The organism is Pedobacter sp. 05L430 (genome assembly GCF_056397585.1).
The window spans coordinates 14,814-33,974 of sequence record NZ_JBFTNT010000026.1; the positions used below are offsets into that span (position 1 = coordinate 14,814).

Sequence of the window (19,161 nt, forward strand, 5' to 3'; positions counted from 1 at the left end):
TACGCATTAGAAGTTGATTCTGTATCCGATACTTCTAACTGTTTCAAACCAGTTAATGGATGAATGAGCCGATAGTTTTTTACGTAGATTTTTAACATGTACATCAACAAAGTTTGAATCTGAATTAATTTCCAGAATATCACCCCAAACATGTTCTGTAAGATTTACTCTTGAAATTACTCTGTTTTTATTTAACACCAGGTAATTGAAAATTTCAAATTCCTTATTTGTCAAATTAACCTTTTCTCCATTAAAACAAACTTCATGGTTTTTAATGTCCAGGGTAAATTTGTGAACATTTATCTCATTCATTTCGAGTTTGTGCTTACGCCTTATAATGGCATGCATTCTAGCCAATAGTTCTGTTAAAGAGAAAGGTTTTGCCAGATAGTCATCGGCTCCAGCCTCTAAGCCCTTAATCCGATCATCAACATCGCCACGTGCGGTAAGTATAATCACGGCATCATCACGACCACCGATTTGTTTTAACTGATGTAGCAACTCGAAGCCATCGCCACCTGGCAACCCCAGGTCAAGTAAAATGAAGTCGTAAGAATTTACAAAGATCTTTTCTTCAGCTGATGACTTTTTCCAGGCATGTTCAATGGTGTATCCTTCTTTGCCAAGGAATTCGGCCATTTCCAGTGCTAATGTTTTTTCATCTTCAACAATAAGTATTTTCATTTCTAATATGCTAAAAACCTTCATGAGTTTATTATTCTAAAATAATAAACTCATGAAGGTTTCTGTAATATTAATCAATTAGATTTCTATTTCCAACCGCCTCCAAGGGCTCTGTATAAATTAACAATTGATTGAAGTTTCTGAAGACGATCATTTATACCATTCAATTGCGCAGCTAACAAGCTCTGCTCAGAGGTTAAAACGTCTGTGTAGTTGGTTGCCGAGCTATAACGAAGCAACTCTTTTGTGTAATCTACAGCTTTGGTAAGAGATGCAATTTGCTTTGCCCTGGTTGTTTCTTTTTCAGATGCCGTTTGGTAAGCAAATAACGCATTTGAAACCTCCTGTCCGCTAGTTAAAAGCGTTTGTTGAAAGCCATAAAATGCTTGCTGTTGCTGTGCCTGAGCAGTTTTCAATCTTGCTTTATTTTGTCCTTTATTGAAGATAGGTTGTGTAATGCCCCCAATTAGGTTATAAAATATAGACTGGTCAAAGAAATTTTTCAGGTCAAGGCTTGATAATCCACCATTAGCAGTTAATGTTAAAGCAGGGTAGAAGTATGTTTTTGCTGTATTCGTATTTTCAAATGCTGCTCTAAAAGCAAATTCAGCCGCCTGGACATCTGGTCTATTTTGTAATAACTGTGAAGATACACCTGTCTCCAAAGCATTATATGGCTGTTGCTCATCTAAAGTAGTACGGTCAATAGTTCCAGGTCCTTTTCCTAAAAGTATGCTAAGTGCATTTTCTGTCTCTTTGATACTCTTTTTAAGATCTGGAATGGTAACCTGCGCCGCAYATAAATTTGCTTCACTTTGTACAACTGCTGCTCCATTAACTATTGCACCTTCTTTTAAAGATTTCATAGTTTCTACATCAGTTTCTCTAATTTTTACAGTTTGCTCTGTAATAGCTAATTGTTTATCCAGTGCAAGTAAGTTGTAATAAGTGTTTGCAATATTAGCAATTAGCTGTGTTTGCACTGCCCTTTTTGCCGCATCTGTTTGGAGTAAAGAAGCATATGCTGATCTTTTAGCACTACTCAGTTTACCCCAGATATCAGCTTCCCAGCTTGTACTCAATTGTGCTTTATAGGTTTGCGTTTCTGTATTGATATTTATTCCTGGAGGGAAGTTTAATGCCGCTCTGGATTGTTTAGCATCGGTAACAGATAAATCGCCACTTAGACTCGGTAAAAAAGCAGCTTTACTTTGTCTTAATGTAGCTTCAGCAATTTTAATACGTTCAACAGCCTGCTTTAAATCAAGGTTTTCATTTAATCCCTGTTGAATTAAAGTTTGTAAAGTGCCATCAGCGAATAAAGTTTTCCAGGGCAAATTGGCAATGGTCGCAGTATCGGTTCCGGTTTTGTCGCGGTATAGATCATTGCTGTTTACGGCCGGGCGTTCGTATTTTTTAGTTACACAGGCGGTTAAACAGAGTGTGGCAAAACCGATGATTATATAAGATTTATATCTAAAGTTCATGTGATTAAATTTAATGTTCACGGGTATCTACTGCCGGGAATTCAATTTCCGCTTGTTCTTTAACAATACCCTCTTCAAAAGGAGATTTGTTACTTACTTTTTCTTGCAAGGTTTGAAAAATGATAAATAGTGCAGGAATAACAAATATTCCAAATATTGTCCCTATAAGCATTCCTCCAACGGCACCGGTACCAATAGATTTATTACCTGCAGCTCCAACTCCTGTTGAAAGCATTAAAGGTAATAGCCCAAGAATAAAGGCAAATGATGTCATTAAAATAGGACGTAAACGTGCAGTTGCACCATTAATAGCCGAATTTACTATGCTCATGCCTTTTCTTCTTCTGTCTACAGCAAATTCGACAATCAAAATTGCATTTTTAGCCAAGAGGCCCACAAGCATGATCAAGGTGATTTGCGTGTAAATGTTATTATCGATTCCGAAAATCTTATCAAAGATAAATACACCAGCTAAACCTATAGGAAGCGAAATTAGAACAGCAAGAGGTAGGATGTAACTCTCGTATTGCGCACAAAGTAAAAAGTAAACGAACACAACACATAGAAGGAATATAAAAATGGTTTGACTACCACTTGACATCTCTTCACGAGATAATCCTGAAAATTCGTAGCCATAACCCACCGGTAGGTGTATTGCCGCTTCTTCTTGTACGGCTTTTAATGCATCACCAGAACTATATCCATTGTTTGGGTTTCCGGTTACAGCAATAGATGTAAATAAGTTAAAGCGGGAAATTGCCTGAGGACCATAAACCTTAGTTAAGGTTATGAATTCACTAACGGGTGCCATTTTGCCGCTTGCATTTCTTACATATATGTTATTTAAGCTAGCCTGATTTGCCCTGTATTGCGCATCAGCCTGGAACATAACACGGTATTGTTTTCCGTATTTGTTGAAGTTGGATGCATAAACACCACCATAGTATCCCTGTAGAACACTTAAAACATCGGTAACAGTTAGTCCAGCCTGTTTTACCGTGGCTACATTAACATCAATTTGATATTGAGGGAAATTAGGGTTAAAGGAAGTAGATGCATATTGAATTTCAGGTCGTTTGCTAAGGGCAGCAAGGAAATCGTTTCCTATGGTATTGAACTTATTAATATCACCACCAGTTTTATCTTGTAACTGAAACTCAAAACCTCCACTGGTACCAAAACCTTGAATTGTTKGCGGTGCAAAGAAAATGATTTTTGCGCCTTTGATACTTGCTGTTTTAGCAAATAATTCACCAATAATCTGCTTTACGTCACGAGTTCTTTCATTCCAGGGTTTAAGTCTTGAAATTACCATGCCATAAGAACTTCCGGATCCACTAATCATACTTCTACCCACTACTCTAATGGAGTTTTTAACCTCTGGAACTGCGTGAACTATACTGTCAATTTGTGCAATAACCTCGTTTGTGCGTTCCTGTGAAGTAGAAGCTGGTAATGAAATATCAGACATAATGGTACCTAAATCCTCATTCGGAACAAATCCTTTAGGGGTAGTGTTCATTGTCCAAATTAAAACTACTGTGAATATAGCGATGCCTAAACCAGCAATCCATTTCCTTCTGGCAAGAAATTTAACAGATCTTTTGTATCTGTTAGTCATCATGTCGAATGATGTATTAAAACCTACATAGAATTTTTGAAGGAAACTTTTCTTCTTCTCATGATCTTCTTCGTGCGGTTTTAAAAACAGCGCACACAAAGCAGGGCTCAATGTTAATGCATTAATTGCTGATAATATAATTGCAATGGCAAGGGTTAAACCAAATTGTTTGTAGAATACCCCCGAAGACCCCTGGATAAAACTTACCGGAATAAAAACAGCAGCCATAACCAATGTGATGGATATGATTGCTCCCGTGATATCCTCCATGGCATCAATAGTAGCCTTTTTGGCCGATTTATAACCATGATCGAGTTTAGCATGGACCGCTTCAACTACTACAATGGCATCATCCACAACAATACCAATGGCAAGAACCAGAGCAAAGAGTGTTAATAGATTTATTGTAAAGCCAAAAAGATTTAAGAAAAAGAATGTACCRATAATAGCCACCGGAACACTRATTGCSGGAATTAGAGTCGATCGGAAATCCTGAAGAAATATAAATACAACTAAAAACACGAGTATAAATGCTTCAACAAGTTTATGTATTACTTTTTCAATTGATGCATCTAGAAAATCATTAACATTTACAAGTGGTGCATAATGAACGCCTTTTGGAAAGTTAACCGATGCATCKTCCAAAACCTTTATTGCACCTTCAATAACATCTTTTGCATTCGATCCTGCGGTTTGGTTTATAGCAATACCAAGTGCAGGCTTCCCATCAAACCTTACTGAACTGGCATAACTTTGAGCTCCTAATTCAATTCTTGCAATATCCTTAAGACGTAATACTTGTCCATTTGCCGCAGTCCTGATAATGATATTACTAAACTCGCTCTCACTTTTTAAGCGCCCTGAATATTTTAATGTATATTGAAATGCCTGATTGCCTTGTTCTCCAAATTGGCCCGGTGCTGCTTCAACATTTTGTTCAGCAAGCACTACATTAATATCATTCGGCACTAAGCCATAGGTTGCCATAACTTCTGGCTTAAGCCAGATTCGCATGGTATAATCCATTAAACCAAAAGCATTCGCATCACCAACACCATTGATACGCTTAATTTGGGGTATTAAGTTAATGTTGGCGTAGTTTTGAAGAAATGTCTGGTCATAGGATGGATTATCACTATAAATACCGAAAATCAAAACGTTACTTGCTTGTTTTTTTGCAGTTATTACGCCTGAACGTGTAACCTCAGCAGGTAATAAACTGGTAGCTCTTGATACACGGTTCTGAACATTTACAGCTGCCAGATCCGGATTTGTACCCAGTTTAAAGTTTACTGTAATTGTTGCTGTACCATCATTACTGGCTGTTGAGGTCATATAGGTCATATCCTCAACACCGTTAATCTGTTCCTCAAGCGGAACAACAACACTGTTCATCACAACATCAGCATTCGCACCCTGATAGGATGCAGATACCTGAACTGTTGGTGGGGCAATTTCTGGATATTGAGATACAGGTAAAGTAATTAAACCTAATACCCCCAATATTACAATTATAATGGATATAACTGTTGATAAAACAGGTCTCTCTATAAATTTCTTAAACATATATTCTATTTCAACCGGTTATTGCCGGATTGGATAAACTGTTATTTATTTTTTAAGATCAGCGAATACTGAATCTGCACTTTTCTCTTCCGGTTTAATCTCTGCACCGWCCTTTAAAGATTGAAAACCTTCAAGTACAATCTTATCTCCGGCTTTAAGGCCTTTGGTAACTACATAGAAATTGCCTTTTGCATTTTCCATAATTTCGATCTCCGTATTTTTAATGATCCCCTTGTCATCAACAACAAATACAAACTTTTTTCCTTGTAAATCAGTAGTTGATTTTTGAGGAATAAGAATGGCATTTTCCAGATGCTGAGGTATACGTACCGATGCGCTGGCACCGCTTCTTAAGAGTTTAGAAGGGTTTGAGAATGTGGCTCTCAAGCTTGCTGAACCAGTGTTGGTATTTATTAAGCCATTTATAGACTCAATTTTTCCATTCTCAGCATAGGCACTTCCATCAGCTAATATCAACGATACTGCAGGAATGTTTTTCATTTGTGCCTCAAGTGTTGCGCCTTTATAATTCCTCGAAAAGTCAAGAAGTTGTTTCTCATTTAAAGAGAAATAAGCATAAACTTTTGAAATATTTGATACAGTGGTTAGCGGTTCTGCACTGCTGCCACTTACAAGGCTACCGGTTTTAAAAGGTATACTACCAATTACACCGTCAACGGGACTGGTAATTGTAGTGTAACCAAGGTTTACCTTTGCATTTACTAGTTCAGCTCTCGTTTGAGCTAATGCAGCTTTTCTACTTTGAAGTGTAAGTTGAGCAGCATCTAGATCATACTTACTAATAATATCTTTCTCAACTAAGGGCTTTGTTTTGTTTACTTGTAGCTGTGCTGCATTTACATCAGCTTCGGCACTACTGATTGCTGCGGTTGCAGTTCTAACCAGTTGTTCATATTGTGGCGCATTAATGCTAAAAAGTCGCTGACCTTTCTTTACTACAGCACCTTCATCTACGTAAATTTTCTCAATAAAGCCATCGACCTTTGGTCTGATGTCTACATTTTGAATACCTTCAATTGTTGCAGGGTAGTCTGTTTCCAAGGATGTAGATTGAGCGGTTAATGCAACAACAGGGTAGGCCTGTACCTGATTTGCCGCTCCGGCATCCTTTTTCTTATCATTACTTCCACAAGAACTAATGATTAATAAAACTGGTAATAAAAAATAAATAGATTGGAACTTTGTTTTCATTCTTGTAGCAGGTTTTAAAGATATTTACTATCGGGTTGCGAAATTATTCATAGTTTAAAATAGATAAAACATCAAAATGTAATGTTTAAGCTATTTCAACTTTTGTAACTAAAGCTTTGCAGAAAACTAATGAAATGATAATTGGGTTGGTGACCCGAAAATCAGACGGGTAAATGCTGATGAACCTGCTCTAGGGCAAAATCGAGCTGTTCTTCTTGTGTTAATTCTGTATTGTCGAGAATTATAGCATCCTCGGCCCGGGTTAGCGGGCTTTCTGCACGTGTAGTATCTGCGTAATCTCTATGAGCCAGATTTTCAAAAACGTCTTCCAGAGAAGTAATTGTATCGCCCTTACTTTGTAATTCTTTAAAGCGACGTTCGGCCCTGATTTTGGGGTCCGCAGTCATAAAAAACTTTACCTGAGCATCGGCAAATACTGTTGTGCCTATATCGCGGCCATCCATTACAATATTTTTTGACTTACCCATGCGTTGTTGCTGTTTTACCATTTCTTTACGCACAATTTTGTTCGCAGAGACTTCGCTAACGTTTTCAGAAACTGGCATTTGTCTGATCTCTTCAGAAACTTCCTCACCGTTCAGCGTAATGTGAGATTCGTAATCCCTTGAGTGGAAGTTTAATTCGATATGCTGAAGTGCATCTTTTACTGCCTCAGGATCGCTAATGTCGACTTTATTGCGAATAAAGAATAGGGTAACAGCACGGTACATGGACCCACTGTCTATATAAATGAAACCTAGTTTTTTGGCTAAAGCCTTTGCAAGAGTACTTTTTCCGCAAGAAGAATAGCCGTCAATAGCTATAACCAGGTTTTTTCTCATATAAGGCAAAGTTAATAATTTGAGGAATGATTTTCAATCAAAATTTCTAATAAAGTAAATTGATGGCAATGGAAATAATTACTTTTGCGGCATGATACCCACTAAGGAAGATATTGTTAAAGTTGTGCTATTTAAAACTTCACGTAGCGGAGGTAAGGGCGGACAAAATGTAAATAAGGTTTCAAGTAAGGTTGAACTAATTTTAAATATACACTCAGCACCCTTTTTAAATGAGGATGAAAAGGAACTTTTAAATGAAAGGTTAGCGCATAGGCTAGATCAGGAAGGAAACCTGCATATTGTTTCACAAGAAGACCGCAGTCAACTGATGAACAAAGAAAGAACCATTATTAAATTAATTGCATTGCTGAAATCTGCGCTTCACATTCAAAAAAATAGGAAGCCAACAAAAATCCCTAAATCAGTTATCAGAAAAAGATTGGCAGATAAGCAAATAACAGCAGCTAAAAAAGAAAACAGAAGGCGCCCGCAGTTCGACTAATTAATTAAATCTGTAAAACATACTAATTGATCCATACTGGTGTGCTTTAGCTGTGCTTTTTATCTCTTTTGTTTTAAATAGCATTCCGAAATCAAATGTGAAGCGTTGTGAGCTGTAATTAAATCCAATCTGCTGAGCAAAAACAATAGGTTTTATACCAAATGTAACCGGACTATTGTYGTTGAACATGCTTCCTTGTACTGTTGCGTCATAAGCAACAAAATTCAATTGTGGCTTGGCGTAAAAGAAAATCTCTCTTTTTACCAATGCTTTTGTTTTTGCATTATTTCCAATTACTGCATTTGTATAAGCGGAATTGAACAGTTGATTAATGCCGCCTGCTCTAAATAAAATACCTGCCCCCGCCCCACTAAATGTGGTACCCACATTTGCATAACCATCAAATGAAAAATCAATAGCATTGTTGGATGCACGGTGTAATAGCTTTGTGTATTGGGCTGAAAGATTTACCGCCATCTCATTTCTGATCTGATATTGCCAGCCATCAAGCTCATAAAAGCCCACAGTATTATGTAATAGCTCTTGTCCGTCTTCAGCTAATGAATTTGGCCCGGTTGTTCCTATTTCTATACTGGTTTTTAGTACACTTTCATTACTATGGAACCAGCTTAAAGCACCTCCAACATATAAATACCCTGCAAATGGCCTGTCTTGTTTTTCAGGATCTGGTGCATAGCCCGAAATAGGGTTATACATTTTTTGCCCGGCAGATATTTCATAGGTTTTTTTTTCTAGTCCATTCTTTAGCTTGCTCTGATCCATCGCTCTGCGATAATTAATAAATAAACCATTGGTGTAGTAACGGTCAGAACCTTGTGCAAGATAAGAGTCATTGTCGCTTTTAAAACCGAACTCATTCTTGAAAGTTTGAGCGGAAGCACTAAATGTTAATATAGATAGAATCGAAAATAAGAGAATGGATTTGCTGTTCATTTGTTGGTTGTAAAAAAAAACTCCGGTATAAATTACCGGAGTCTAATATAGTACTTAATGACTAAATATAAGCCAATAGCCATTATTCGAAATAAATATTATGCCTTAGTTAGCAATTGGATTTGGTTTAACATTAAGATTCTGAGGATTTTTGACTTTTTCCTTAGTTAACGCAATCTCAATTACCTCTTTCATTTCGGTTACATAATGGAAGTTAAGATCCTTAATGTAACTTTCTTTGATTTCTAAAATATCTTTTTTGTTTGATTTACAAAGAATTACATCTTTAATGTTTGCTCTTTTTGCCGCGAGTATTTTTTCTTTTATACCTCCAACCGGCAAAACTTTACCACGTAATGTAATCTCTCCGGTCATAGCCAGATTAGGTTTTACCTTACGTTGAGTAAATGCAGAAGTTAGGGCAGTTAGCATAGTTATGCCTGCTGATGGGCCATCTTTAGGAGTAGCTCCTGCCGGAACGTGAACATGAATATCCCATTGATCAAACAGTAAATGATCAATATCAAACAAATCAGCATGAGCCCTTAAATAAGCCAATGCTATAATGGCAGATTCTTTCATTACTTCACCCAGATTACCCGTTAAGGTTAACTTTCCTTTTCCCGGGCTTAAGCTTGCTTCAATAAATAAGATATCGCCACCCACCTGGGTCCATGCTAATCCGGTTACAACACCGGCAACTTCGTTACCTTCGTAAAGGTCTTTATCGTAAATTGGAGCTCCAAGTATGCGTTCAACATCTTCAGAAGTTAAATTAGGCTCATAAGTTTCATCCATGGCAATTTTTGTAGCCACGCCTCGTACAAGTGAACCAATTTTTTTCTCAAGGCCACGAACTCCTGATTCACGGGTATAATCTTCAATCACTTTTTCAATTAAAGCTCCTTTTAAGGTAATATCTTTAGATTTTATGCCGTGTTGTTCCTTTTGTTTAGGAAGTAAATACTTTTTAGCAATTTCTATCTTTTCTTCAATGGTATAGCCATTTACCTCAATTATTTCCATACGATCCAGCAAAGCCGGCTGAATAGAGCTTAAAGAGTTAGCCGTTGCAATGAAAAGGACATTGGATAGATCGTAATCCGCCTCAACATAATGATCGTTAAAAGCATTGTTTTGTTCTGGGTCTAATACTTCTAAAAGGGCAGATGAAGGGTCCCCTCTAAAATCAGAGCCTACTTTATCAATCTCATCTAAAACAAATACTGGATTAGCAGCACCCGCTTTTTTGATAGACTGTATGATCCGGCCTGGCATTGCACCAATATAGGTTTTTCTGTGACCGCGAATTTCTGCCTCGTCTCGTATTCCTCCAAGAGCCATACGGACATATTTCCTGTTTAAAGCTTTAGCAATTGACTTTCCTAATGATGTTTTACCAACTCCCGGAGGGCCAACCAAGCAAATGATAGGAGCTTTCATATCACGTTTAAGCTTAAGTACAGCCAAATACTCTATAATCCTTTGTTTTACCTTTTCAAGGCCAAAATGATCTTTGTCTAAAATACGCTGTGCACGTTTTAGGTCAAAATTATCCTTAGTGAAATCATTCCAAGGTAGGTCTAGCAACAATTCCAGATAGTTTATCTGAACAGAATAATCTGGAGCGGCAGGATTCATTCTGCCTAATTTTTCCAGTTCTTTATTGAAATGACTTTCTATATGTAATGCCCATTTTTTCTTCTTTGCACGGGCTTGTAAAGCCTCGTACTCCAAATCAGATGAATTACCTCCCAGTTCTTCCTGTATTGTTTTTAATTGTTGGTTCAGAAAGTAATCTCTTTGTTGCTTATCRAGGTCAGTTCGTACTTTAGACTGTATCTGGTTTTTAAGTTCAAGCATTTGAAGCTCCAGTGTTAACAGTTCCATTACCATCATGGCACGTTCACGCAGGTTAGTCATTTCAAGCATTTTTTGCTTGTCAGACACATCGGCATTCATATTCGATGATATGAAGTTAATCAGGAAGGAAGTGCTTTCAATATTTTTTAATGCAATTCCAGCCTCGCTAGGGATGTTTGGAGACAGTTGAATAATCTGGCTCGACATTTCTTTGATAGAAGCCACCAAAGCTTTAAACTCTTTGTCGCTTTTATGTTTAGCTTCAGTAAACTTACTAATCGTTACTTTAATATAAGGCTCTGACTGAACTTCTTCGATTAATCTGAAGCGCTGCTTTCCCTGAATAATTACCGTAGTATTTCCATCAGGCATTTGAAGCATTTTGATAATGTGGGCAACTGTACCTACACTGTTTAATTGCTCAAAGGTGGGATCCTCTATAGAAACATCACGTTGTGAAACAACTCCAATAATCCGATTTCCTTTATAAGCTTCTTTTATAAGTTTTATTGATTTATCTCTTCCTACAGTAATAGGAATAACCACACCTGGAAATAAGACTGTATTTCTAAGTGGGAGTATGGGCAGGACCTCTGGTGTTTCTTCATTGTTCATTTCATCTTCGTCTTGTTGAGACATCAACGGAAAAAACTCAGTATCTTCATTTATGATAGGTAGTGCATTGCTAAAATCAAATTGATCTTGTTTACTCATTAATATAGTCCTTCTTAAAATTAAAAAACGACAATCTGACAGCATGTCGCTTGCGAAATTATTAATTATATTGAATACCTATAATTTCAACTCCTGTGCCAAAAGCACTATAAGTTGTTTTCTATGTTAAAAAGTCAGGTAAAAAATAATAATCCTTATACCCATCATATTTTTAATTATTTAACGTTTAGTATATCATATTTGTAAATGGTATGATAGTTGCCTAATGTAAACTCCGAGATACCTGGGAAAAAAAAGTTTAAAATTTGTTAGGGTATTGAATAAAACTAAATATATTTATTTTTTAATAAAAATTAATGAACTATTTCAAGCAAACAATTCTGGTATTACTTGTGATTTCGGCCAACAGTAGTATTGCTCAAAACAATAACTACGATAAGTTGGGAATGCAGGCCTGGTTAAAGGGTGATTATAAAGGTGCAGTGGCTCAATTAGAAAAAGCGGATACCAAAGACCCTAATAATTCTAACGTTTTAAAAATGTTAGGTTATTCTTATTACCAGTGTGGCGATTATGAAAATGCGATAAATACATATAGCCGTTTCCTGACTTTAAAACCATCAGATTACTCCGCATATTATTATAGGGGAAAAGCCAGATTAAATGTGGCAAATGATCCAAAAGAATCACTAAATCAGATGAGAGAAAGCTTTTATCTAGCTGCTATTAAAGATTTTTCGAAAGCAATAGAGATAAACGGGGAAGAAGATCCTCAGTTGTTACAAAACAGAGGATTGGCCTATAAGGACTATGGAATTTATAAATCCTATAAGATAAAAAAGGCAGTAGAGAAAAAAGCCTGCATTACCTTATTCAACAATTCGGTTTCGGATTTTCAAAAGATACTACTTGTTCAGCCACAACGTAAAGACATCATATCTTTAATTGATTACGTAAAAGCCCAGGTAACCAGTTTAAAATAATAAGAAGCTTAGCTTAATAAAAAAAGACCAATGCATAATTTGCATTGGTCTTTTTTTATTGGAAAGATCCAGTAATTGTATATGATTTTTTGGATAGTAATTTAATGTTTTGCGTTTTCTTAACCTGGTATAGACTGTCTGCATAGTAGGTCAAGGTATCAATAGACGTGTACAGAGAATTTGTATTTTTTATTAGTACTTTAAGACCAAACACCTCATCGTTTTTATAAACTACTGAGATCTCCTTAACCGGAACTTTCTCATTATCGGAAGAATAAAGCTCCTGATCCTTTGATTTTTTAAGTTCAAACAAACCTTTCCATGAAGCCCTATTCATGTCAGCGTCCGAAAAAAGAGCTAATTCCTTTTTCCAATCAGGGATTTTAATGCGCTTACTTTCTGTAGCACCATTCACACTTACTGTTTTGTTTATTAAGGGATTCTCTTTGTTTAGCCTTGTAGCTTCTTTTTCAAAATACCCTTTTACATCAAAATAGGTTAAGTCAGTTTTCTGTTTTTTATCAGTTGAATTGCTACAACTGATAAAAAACAAAGGAATGAAAAATGATAAAATTGTGTTTTTCATTTATACTAAACTGTTACCAGTCATAATTTCCGGCTTTTGAATACCCATTATTTGTAAAATAGTAGGGGCAATATCTCCTAGTTTGCCGTCAGCAACAGATTTGAAATCTTTATCAATTAAAATACAGGGAACAAGATTAGTTGTATGGGCAGTGTTAACAGAGCCGTCGCCATTTATCATATATTCTGAATTGCCGTGATCTGCAAGTATAATAAACGAATATCCATTTTCAATTCCTTTATTTACTACAATCTCAGCACAGCTGTCAGCTGTTTCAACAGCTTTAACAACAGCATCAAATACTCCAGTATGGCCCACCATGTCAGGGTTTGCAAAATTTAGACAAACAAAATCCGGCCAGCCTGTCTCCAGTTCTTTGCAAATAGCTTCGGTAATTCCTGCAGCACTCATTTCTGGCTGCAAATCATAGGTTGCTACTTTTGGAGAAGGGATAAGGATCCTTTTTTCATTTTCGAACTCTTGTTCTCTACCACCCGAGAAGAAGAAAGTTACGTGAGGATATTTTTCTGTTTCTGCAATTCGGATCTGGTTCTTATGATTTTTTTCAAGTACCTCTCCAAGAGTCTGAGAAAGATCGTCCTTGGTAAATATAACTTTTACGTTATTAAAACTTTCATCATAAGTTGTCATAGTAACATAATACAGTGGCAATTTATGCATTCCAAAATCAGGATAATCAGCCTGACTTAATACAGAAGTTATCTCTCTTCCTCTATCTGTTCTGTAATTGAAACAGATAACCACATCATCAGGTTGTATAGTTGCGACAGGTGAACCATCTGATTTTGTAATTACAACAGGTTTAATAAACTCATCAGTGATGCCATCCTTATAGGATTGCTCTATCGCAGAAATAGGATTACTGGTAGCCTCGCCAACACCTTTTGTAAGGAGGTCATAAGCTAACTTAACTCTTTCCCATCTGGAATCTCTATCCATAGCATAATAGCGGCCAATTAAGCTGGCTATTTGAGCATTAGAAGTTTCTAAGTGGCGATTAAGGTCTTCAATAAACTTAAGGCCTGAGTTTGGGTCGGTATCTCTTCCATCTAAAAAAGCATGTACAAATACATCTTTAAGTCCTTGTTCATCAGCTGCATCACATAATGCCTTTAGATGGTTGATATGAGCATGAACGCCCCCATCTGAAACAAGGCCTATAAAGTGAACTTGTTTATTATTATTTTTAGCATAATTAAAAGCATCTAGTAAAACCTCATTCTGATGCAAAGTTCTATCGCTTATTGCTTTATTGATTCGTCCGAGTTCCTGATATACTACTCGTCCGGCACCTAAGTTCATATGGCCAACTTCCGAGTTTCCCATTTGTCCTGCTGGTAAACCAACAGCTTCTCCGGAAGCCTCAAGCTTTGAGTTAGGGTATTTTTTTAATAAGGAATCAAAGAATGGAGTGTTGGCAGCATAAGCGGCATCAGATTTGTCTTTTTTTCCATAACCCCAACCATCAAGGATAAGTAATACTAGTTTTTTATTATTCATTATTGTCTACTTTTCGTTTATTAACAAAGATAAGTCTATTGTGCCTTTTTTTTGAACCTAATTAAAATTCATATCAATATTTGTATGTTTTTACAAGAACATGTCAATATATTTTATAGTACCACATACTGAGTGGTTTGTGTTATAAGTGGTTTTTATGCCATTAATGGCATAGTTTATGTGCAAGAATGATCATTAGCTATTTAGAGATTATGAAGCCCTTACTTTCATTATTTGTTTTTTTTATTCACTTTTCCTCTTTTGCTGCTATTCAGGGCGATATTATTGATGGCTTATCAACAAATTTTAAAGCTGGAAATTCAAAAGAAATAGCCGCTCATTTTTCTCCTTCTGTTGACTTAATTATAATAGATGAGGAAGATGTATATTCAAAAGCACAAGCTGAACAAATATTAAGAAGTTTTTTTACTAAATATATTCCTGTAAAATCATCCGTAATTCATAGGTTAAATACCAATCCCAATTACAGATACGGGGCCCTTTCTCTTGTTACAAAGAATGGAACTTTTAGGGTTTCCATTACAATGAAAAAGGCCGGCAATGCTTTTTTTATTACTGAATTAAGAATTGAGACTGAGAAATAGTTGTAAAATGCTATTTTTGGGTTTAAATTTAAGTTTTGGATAAGCTAACTATAGATCAATTTATAAAAAATGCTGTTGCGGAAGATTTGGGCGATGGAGATCATACCTCCTTATCAACCATTCCGGCAAATGCTCAGGGGAAAGCGAAGTTGCTAATTAAAGAAGACGGTATTGTTGCCGGAGTAGAATTGGCATTGCAGATCTTCAATCATATTGACCCTAGATTAATCGTAGAAGTATTTATTAAAGATGGGGCTCCCGTAAAATATGGAGATATTGTTCTAACAGTATCGGGTAGTACGCATTCAATTTTGTTGGCCGAGCGCCTGGTTTTGAATTGCATGCAGCGTATGAGTGGCATTGCAACAAAAACCAATCATGTGGTTGCGCTTTTAGGTAACTATAAAACTAAACTTTTAGATACAAGGAAAACCACTCCCGGATTAAGGTATCTCGAGAAATGGGCTGTGAGGATTGGTGGAGGTGTAAATCATCGCATAGGGCTATATGATATGATTTTAATTAAAGACAATCATGTTGATTATGCCGGGGGTATTGCAAATGCTATTAATTCTGCAAATCAATATTTAAAAGATAAAAAAAAGACACTCGATATTGAGATCGAGGTTAGAAATTTATCCGAATTACAAGAGGTTTTAAAGAATGGCAATGTAAACAGGATCATGTTAGATAATTTTACATTTGCCGATCTCAAAGAGGCTGTTAAAACAATTAATGGTAAATATATTACAGAAGCCTCGGGAGGTATTACTGAAGAAAATGTTGCAGAATATGCTGCTTGTGGAGTAGATTTTATATCCATGGGGGCATTAACACATTCTGTTAAGAGTTTAGACATGAGTTTAAAAGCCTTTTAGGTTATGATTTCCATCTATTCTATTTCAGCAGTTATTTTAGCATATCTGTTTGGTTCTATACCAACAGCGGTGTGGCTTGGCCAGGCGTTTTATGGTGTAGACGTTCGGGAATATGGAAGCGGCAATGCAGGTGCAACCAATACATTTAGGGTACTTGGCAAAAAGGCCGGTATTGCTGTAATGACAATAGATATTGCAAAAGGTTACACAGCAACAAAGCTTGCATACTTTATAGGTCTCTCTGTTACGGGTCCTMAAAATTCTTCGCAATTTATTAATTATGAGCTAGCCCTTGGTGTTACAGCTGTTATGGGCCATTTGTTCCCTATCTTTGCCGGATTTAGAGGCGGAAAGGGAGTAGCAACTCTTTTTGGAATGATTTTGGCAGTTAACTTCACAGCAGCGATGTTTTGTGTTCTGGTATTTGTAGTAGTATTATTGGCAACTAAATATGTTTCACTAAGTTCTATTTGTGCAGGGTTCACCTTCCCATTAAGCATAGTGTTCATAATTCATTCTTCAGTAAAGTCAGAGGTTTTATATGGTATGTGTGTTTGCATACTTATTTTGGTAACACATCAAAAGAACTTGGAGCGACTACTCAAAGGCAAAGAATCTAAAGTATATCTGTTTAAAAAAAGACAAATTAACTAACCTTAATCTAATGAAAAAGATATTAATAATCGGGGTAACAGCAATTGGCCTGGCGTTTTCCTCGTGCTCTACAGTTCCCTTAACAGGCAGAAGCAGGCTAAATCTGGTAAGTGATGATCAGGTGTTGCCAATGGCCTTTCAGGCGTATTCACAGTTTCTTACTGAGAATAAAACAGCAGTATTATCTTCAACAAATGCCCAGGCCCAACGCGTTAAACGGGTAGGAAACAGTCTTATATTATCTGTAAAAAGTTATATGAATAATAATGGCTATGCGGATTTAATTAAGGATTATAAATGGGAAGTAAATGTTGTAGAAAATAAGGAGATGAACGCCTGGTGTATGCCTGGTGGTAAAATTGTAGTCTATACAGGATTATTACCCGTAACTCAGGATGATGCTGGTTTAGCTACTGTTATGGGACACGAGATTGCTCATGCTATTGCAGGACACTCAGCTGAGCGTATGTCGCAACAAATGGTTTCACAAGGTTTAGGTGTTGCGGGCAATGTAGCGTTATCAAAAAATGCAAAATCTCAATCTGTATTTAATACGCTATATGGAGTAGGGACGCCTTTAGTGATGCTTAATTATTCGCGTAATCAGGAGCTGGAAGCGGATAGATTAGGGCTTATTTTTATGGCAATGGCAGGATATAATCCTCAAAGCGCAACTTCGTTCTGGCAAAGGATGGCTGCCGCCTCTCAGGGCAGTCAGAAACCACCTGAATTTTTAAGTACTCACCCTAGTGACGCTACAAGGATTGCACAAATCCAAAGAAGTATACCCGAAGCACAGAAATACTATAAATCTACAACCGGGAAACCAATAAAATAAGGAGGCATAAAGCGGTCGTCTTAAAACGGTCGTCATCTCGAAAGAAGAGAGATATCTCTTGGATAACACAGGCAAGAGATCTCCCTCTTCTTTCGAGATGACGAAATGGAGATAGCATGATTTCATTGATTATGATACATGCTCTTCAAGAGTTTGCATAATCGCTGATGCTTTAAGCATACACTCTTCATATTCAGCGGTAGCATTAGATGCGTATGTAATTGCCCCTCCGACCTGAAAGGACAGATATTTTGATGAAGATTGGTACAAGATGCTTCTGATGATCACATTAAAATCAAAGTTCCCCTCAGGCGTTATATATCCAAATGTACCAGAGTAAGCGCCACGGCGGCTAAATTCATACGCTTCTATCAGTTCCATGGCTTTTATTTTCGGCGCGCCCGTCATCGAGCCCATAGGGAAAGCATTTTTTATGGCGTCAATAAAATGTATCCTGGGATCTAACTGACAGGTAACTGTTGATATCATTTGATAAACCTGGGCGAAGCCATAAATTCCAAAAAGCTCTTCAACCACTACGGTTCCCTTCACCGCACTTTTGGTCAGATCATTTCTAACCAGATCCACAATCATTACATTTTCCGCCTGTTCTTTAGCATCATTTTGCAGGTTGAGCTTTATAAGTTCATCTTCCTTTATGTTGCTGCTTCGTCTGGCAGTTCCTTTAATCGGCTGTGAGATCAGTTTATTTCCTCTTTTACAGAGAAATCTTTCCGGACTGGCCGATAATATGTACTGATCTTTTATTTTAAAGAAACCTGAAAATGGAGTAGGGGATACCTTTTTTAATTTTGTGTAGATATTTAAAGGGTCTATATGGGCGTGTTCAGCAAAAAATTCCTGACAAAAATTAACCTCATATATGTCACCTCTTATAATATGTTCTTGTAGCTCTTCAACTGTTTTGATATAGAGCTCTTTTGATAGCCTACTTTGAATTTCAATTCCAGAGTGGGTTTCCTGGTCATCACTGGTATATTCCTCAATTTGATTTAACAGGGTTTGGTCTCCAAGGATAACCTTTATTTCTCCTTTAACCACTGCAATAAGGTATTTGGGGACAAAGAAAAACAAATCGGGAAAATTAAGACTGTCAGAATTCCCTGAGTCTAATTGTTCAACCTCGTTTTTGAGGTCGTAACTAAGTAGTCCGAACATCCAGTTTTTCTGGACTCCATAAAATTCTTTCAAGGAATCAAAAGCCGCGCCGTATTTAAGATTAATCGATTCTTTAATGCCAACGGCTAATAGGAAATCAAATTCTCCATAGGAATCAGGATAGCTGTTCGAATCATAGCAACAACAAACATCAAATGCGTTGGCCCATTGCAATGCTTTTTCTTTAAACGAATCTAAATCCTGTACTTTCATTTTGTTTGCGCAAATGTATAGAATATCGGAATAGCATAAACGAAAAAAGGCGACAAATAGCCACGAATGGTCGGAAGATTAACTCTTCCGACTTTTTTTTATTTTTAGGCAAGCTTAATTTTGTTTCAACTATCTGATTATCAATTATTTATTTGCAATTCTCATTGGTTTTAAGTATATTAAATGCTGTAAATCAATAAGATATGGCTATTTTTAAAGATCATAATATCACTGTAAAACAACTCTTGGGCTTCATTCCCGAGGCGCTGATCGCAAATTTGTCGCTTACTACCAAGAT

General features: G+C 36.7%; 16 protein-coding genes. 6 read left to right on the forward strand and 10 right to left on the reverse strand.

The window, feature by feature from the left end:
- Positions 1 to 6: 6 nt before the first annotated feature.
- From AC1DG9_RS07175 to cmk, 5 genes are all read right to left on the reverse strand, one after another.
- Positions 7 to 684 carry a response regulator transcription factor gene (locus AC1DG9_RS07175; protein ID WP_172659301.1) on the reverse strand — a complete coding sequence of 226 codons (678 nt, stop codon included), beginning with the start codon at positions 682 to 684 and terminating at the stop codon, positions 7 to 9.
- Positions 685 to 770: 86 nt separating this feature from the next.
- A complete protein-coding gene (locus tag AC1DG9_RS07180; RefSeq protein WP_477634464.1) occupies positions 771 to 2,171 on the reverse strand; it encodes an efflux transporter outer membrane subunit in 1,401 nt (466 codons plus the stop codon).
- 10 nt (positions 2,172 to 2,181) lie between these two features.
- Entirely contained in the window at positions 2,182 to 5,358 is a 3,177-nt protein-coding gene (locus AC1DG9_RS07185; protein ID WP_477634465.1) for an efflux RND transporter permease subunit, read from the reverse strand.
- A 45-nt stretch (positions 5,359 to 5,403) separates the two neighbouring features.
- Complete coding sequence (locus AC1DG9_RS07190) at positions 5,404 to 6,570, reverse strand: efflux RND transporter periplasmic adaptor subunit (RefSeq protein ID WP_477634466.1); 1,167 nt, start codon at positions 6,568 to 6,570, stop codon at positions 5,404 to 5,406.
- Between the two features lie 161 nt (positions 6,571 to 6,731).
- Positions 6,732 to 7,412: a (d)CMP kinase gene (gene cmk, locus AC1DG9_RS07195; RefSeq protein ID WP_172659304.1), complete on the reverse strand. Its 681-nt coding sequence runs from the start codon at positions 7,410 to 7,412 to the stop codon at positions 6,732 to 6,734.
- Positions 7,413 to 7,503: 91 nt separating this feature from the next.
- Between cmk and arfB the strand changes: the two genes are divergently transcribed.
- A complete protein-coding gene (arfB, locus tag AC1DG9_RS07200; protein ID WP_172659305.1) occupies positions 7,504 to 7,914 on the forward strand; it encodes an alternative ribosome rescue aminoacyl-tRNA hydrolase ArfB in 411 nt (136 codons plus the stop codon).
- Here arfB and AC1DG9_RS07205 read toward each other — a convergent pair whose 3' ends face one another.
- A complete protein-coding gene (locus AC1DG9_RS07205; protein WP_477634467.1) occupies positions 7,915 to 8,868 on the reverse strand; it encodes a lipid A deacylase LpxR family protein in 954 nt (317 codons plus the stop codon).
- A gap of 105 nt (positions 8,869 to 8,973) precedes the next feature.
- Positions 8,974 to 11,445, reverse strand: a complete 2,472-nt coding sequence (gene lon, locus AC1DG9_RS07210; protein ID WP_172659307.1) for an endopeptidase La — start codon at positions 11,443 to 11,445, stop codon at positions 8,974 to 8,976.
- 317 nt (positions 11,446 to 11,762) lie between these two features.
- Between lon and AC1DG9_RS07215 the strand changes: the two genes are divergently transcribed.
- Positions 11,763 to 12,389: a tetratricopeptide repeat protein gene (locus AC1DG9_RS07215; RefSeq protein WP_288883761.1), complete on the forward strand. Its 627-nt coding sequence runs from the start codon at positions 11,763 to 11,765 to the stop codon at positions 12,387 to 12,389.
- A 55-nt stretch (positions 12,390 to 12,444) separates the two neighbouring features.
- Here AC1DG9_RS07215 and AC1DG9_RS07220 read toward each other — a convergent pair whose 3' ends face one another.
- Together AC1DG9_RS07220 and gpmI are read right to left on the reverse strand one after the other, a co-directional pair.
- Entirely contained in the window at positions 12,445 to 12,975 is a 531-nt protein-coding gene (locus tag AC1DG9_RS07220) for a hypothetical protein (protein ID WP_288883762.1), read from the reverse strand.
- Entirely contained in the window at positions 12,976 to 14,496 is a 1,521-nt protein-coding gene (gpmI, locus tag AC1DG9_RS07225; protein ID WP_172659310.1) for a 2,3-bisphosphoglycerate-independent phosphoglycerate mutase, read from the reverse strand.
- 212 nt (positions 14,497 to 14,708) lie between these two features.
- Here gpmI and AC1DG9_RS07230 point away from each other — a divergent pair, with 212 nt between their 5' ends.
- Genes AC1DG9_RS07230 through AC1DG9_RS07245 form a run of 4 tightly spaced genes read left to right on the forward strand, consistent with a single transcriptional unit; the run spans position 14,709 to position 17,471 of the window.
- Positions 14,709 to 15,101 (forward strand): DUF4783 domain-containing protein, encoded by a 393-nt coding sequence (locus AC1DG9_RS07230; RefSeq protein ID WP_048907259.1) that lies wholly within the window; start codon positions 14,709 to 14,711, stop codon positions 15,099 to 15,101.
- 35 nt (positions 15,102 to 15,136) lie between these two features.
- Positions 15,137 to 15,979: a carboxylating nicotinate-nucleotide diphosphorylase gene (gene nadC, locus AC1DG9_RS07235; RefSeq protein WP_288883764.1), complete on the forward strand. Its 843-nt coding sequence runs from the start codon at positions 15,137 to 15,139 to the stop codon at positions 15,977 to 15,979.
- 3 nt (positions 15,980 to 15,982) lie between these two features.
- On the forward strand, positions 15,983 to 16,633 hold the full coding sequence (gene plsY, locus AC1DG9_RS07240) for a glycerol-3-phosphate 1-O-acyltransferase PlsY (RefSeq protein WP_477634468.1): 651 nt from the start codon (positions 15,983 to 15,985) through the stop codon (positions 16,631 to 16,633).
- A 10-nt stretch (positions 16,634 to 16,643) separates the two neighbouring features.
- Entirely contained in the window at positions 16,644 to 17,471 is an 828-nt protein-coding gene (locus tag AC1DG9_RS07245) for a M48 family metallopeptidase (RefSeq protein WP_048907116.1), read from the forward strand.
- A 129-nt stretch (positions 17,472 to 17,600) separates the two neighbouring features.
- Here AC1DG9_RS07245 and AC1DG9_RS07250 read toward each other — a convergent pair whose 3' ends face one another.
- Positions 17,601 to 18,863, reverse strand: a complete 1,263-nt coding sequence (locus AC1DG9_RS07250) for an anthranilate synthase component I family protein (protein ID WP_288883765.1) — start codon at positions 18,861 to 18,863, stop codon at positions 17,601 to 17,603.
- Between the last annotated feature and the right edge of the window lie 298 nt (positions 18,864 to 19,161).

What these genes read in the sequence shown, in the direction of transcription:
- AC1DG9_RS07215 (WP_288883761.1), top strand. Translation starts at nt 11,763, where the DNA reads ATGAACTATTTCAAGCAAACAATTCTGGTATTACTTGTGATTTCGGCC.
- AC1DG9_RS07250 (WP_288883765.1), bottom strand. Translation starts at nt 18,863, where the DNA reads ATGAAAGTACAGGATTTAGATTCGTTTAAAGAAAAAGCATTGCAATGG.
- AC1DG9_RS07175 (WP_172659301.1), bottom strand. Translation starts at nt 684, where the DNA reads ATGAAAATACTTATTGTTGAAGATGAAAAAACATTAGCACTGGAAATG.
- AC1DG9_RS07230 (WP_048907259.1), top strand. Translation starts at nt 14,709, where the DNA reads ATGAAGCCCTTACTTTCATTATTTGTTTTTTTTATTCACTTTTCCTCT.
- cmk (WP_172659304.1), bottom strand. Translation starts at nt 7,412, where the DNA reads ATGAGAAAAAACCTGGTTATAGCTATTGACGGCTATTCTTCTTGCGGA.
- AC1DG9_RS07220 (WP_288883762.1), bottom strand. Translation starts at nt 12,975, where the DNA reads ATGAAAAACACAATTTTATCATTTTTCATTCCTTTGTTTTTTATCAGT.
- gpmI (WP_172659310.1), bottom strand. Translation starts at nt 14,496, where the DNA reads ATGAATAATAAAAAACTAGTATTACTTATCCTTGATGGTTGGGGTTAT.
- arfB (WP_172659305.1), top strand. Translation starts at nt 7,504, where the DNA reads ATGATACCCACTAAGGAAGATATTGTTAAAGTTGTGCTATTTAAAACT.
- AC1DG9_RS07245 (WP_048907116.1), top strand. Translation starts at nt 16,644, where the DNA reads ATGAAAAAGATATTAATAATCGGGGTAACAGCAATTGGCCTGGCGTTT.